The following is a 1,949-nucleotide window of genomic DNA, read 5'->3' on the forward strand; positions in this document are numbered from 1 at the left end:
CAATTGCCGTGCGCGGTGCGGGGCAAACAGCTGCTGATGGGAGCGCCTCCTGAAAACAACAACACCCGCCGGGGGAGGAGGTCCGGCGGGTGTCGTTTTTGGGGTCGACCTTCGGGAGGAGGTGAAGGCCGGCCATATTCGTCATCGCCGGGGAGGAGGTCGGCTTTGACGAAATTCCTTTCGCCATTTTTAGAAGGGGCGAAACCTCTGGAGCAAAATTCGTCTTGCCCTGGGAAACAGCGCCCGCCGCGGGAGGAGGTGCGGCGGGCGCCGTTTTTGTGGCCAACCCTCGGGAGGAGGTGAAGGTCGGGCCGATTCGTCATCGCCGGGGAGGAGGTCGGCTTTGACGAAAACTCTTTCGCTGTTTGAAAAGGAGCGAAACCTTTGGGGCAAAATTCGATTTCCGGCAAACAACGCCCGCCGCGGGAGGAGGTGCGGCGGGCGCCGTTTTGGTGGTCAACCCTTGGGAGGAGGTAAGGGGTGACCGTATTCGTCAAGGTCGGGGAGGAGGTCGACCCTGGCGAAATTCTGTCTAGATCGCCTGGCGGGCGATGATCTTGATTTCGTCGCGGACGATACCGAGATCATGCAGCTGGCGGTTCGAAAGGCGACCCAGCTCGGTAACCGTCTCGCGATAAACGCGCCAGTTACGATAGTTGCGGATCAGGTTCATTGTCGTTCTCTTTTTCAAAACTGGTTCGGACCATTCGCGGTCCGAAGAATTAGACCGCCTTGCGAGCGACGTAAGGAATGTCGCTGCGGCTGATGCCGAGGTCGGTCAGTTCACGGTTGCTCAGGCGGCTCAGCTCGGACACGGTGTCCCTGTAGCGGCGCCAGTTGCGGTAGTTGCGGATCAGGTTCATGGTAGTTCTCGTTTCGTCTTTCTTGCGGATCATTCCGTTTGTGTACGAACTATAAATAGGCGGACCCATATCGATTTAAAAGCGCTATGGCTGCATGGCAGCAATGCAAATTGTGCAATGCAGCATTAACGCGCGTTCACGGACCTGACACAAAGAAACCCGAATCGGAAAATGCCTTAGCGCCAACGGCTTGACCGGATCGGCTGCAAAAAAGACCAAACTGGGGGGAGAAGCAGCATGGCGAGCTATTCGTCGCGGGTCAGGGCGGATATCGCGCGCTGGCAGCAGGCCGGCATGATCGACGCCGCGACGGCCGATTCGCTGGCGCGCGATGTCGAGGCCAACGAGCGCAAGTCGCTGAGCTTCGGCTCGATCCTGGCTATGATGGCCGCCTTGCTGTTCGGCGCCGCCATCCTGATTTTCGTCGCCGCCAATTGGGACGCGATCCCGAGGCTGGCGCGCGTGGCGGCGCTGTTTGCCGTCATCCTTGGCGGCTATGTCGGCGGCGCGGTGCTGAAGGCCCGCGACCATGCGGCAATCGGGGAAGCGCTGTGGATCGTGGCGGCCGCGGCTTTCGGCGGCTCGATCGCGCTGATCGGCCAGATGTATCATCTCTCGGGCGACGAGGCCTCGGCTCTGGTGACCTGGGGAGCCGGCACGGCGCTGGCGGCGGTTGCGCTGCGATCGAACCCGCTGACGGTGGCTTCGGTCGGCATCGCCGATGCCTGGCTGTTCCTCAAAGGCTTCGACTATTACAGCCGCAGCGATTTTCCGCACGGCTTCGTCGTCATGGCGATCGTGCTGTTTGCCGTCTCGTTCTGGACCCGCAGCCAGGCGGCGCGCCACCTGATTATCCTGTCGGTGCTGTTCTATCTTATGCTGCTGGTCACCAACCACGACACGCTGCAGGTGGCGATCCCGCTGGTCGTCGCCTCGGCGCTGCTGTTCGCGGCCTCGGTCTTCGCGCCTGGCCCGGTCGACCGGGTCGTGCAACTCGGCGGCCGCTTGCCCTTGCACGCGCTGCTCGGCTTCCTCACCGGCCTCGCAATGATCCAGTTCGAACTCGCCGACGAGAGCACCTACAAC

The 1,949-nt window shown here is 61.6% G+C and carries 3 protein-coding genes; 1 reads left to right on the forward strand and 2 read right to left on the reverse strand.

The genetic code is table 11. The annotated features are described in order from the left end of the window. Positions 1 to 532: 532 nt before the first annotated feature. Positions 533 to 673 (reverse strand): DUF1127 domain-containing protein, encoded by a 141-nt coding sequence (locus EN932_RS34990; protein WP_013531314.1) that lies wholly within the window; start codon positions 671 to 673, stop codon positions 533 to 535. A gap of 49 nt (positions 674 to 722) precedes the next feature. Continuing rightward, the gene (locus EN932_RS34995) at positions 723 to 863 is read right to left on the reverse strand and encodes a DUF1127 domain-containing protein (RefSeq protein ID WP_013531315.1); all 141 of its coding nucleotides are present in this window, start codon (positions 861 to 863) and stop codon (positions 723 to 725) included. 237 nt (positions 864 to 1,100) lie between these two features. Here EN932_RS34995 and EN932_RS35000 point away from each other — a divergent pair. After that, positions 1,101 to 1,949: DUF2157 domain-containing protein (locus EN932_RS35000; protein WP_128369470.1), on the forward strand; the 849-nt coding region annotated here is incomplete at its 3' end.

Origin of the sequence: Mesorhizobium sp. M7A.F.Ca.US.002.01.1.1 (assembly GCF_004022955.1) — a bacterium.
Lineage (GTDB): Bacteria > Pseudomonadota > Alphaproteobacteria > Rhizobiales > Rhizobiaceae > Mesorhizobium > Mesorhizobium ciceri.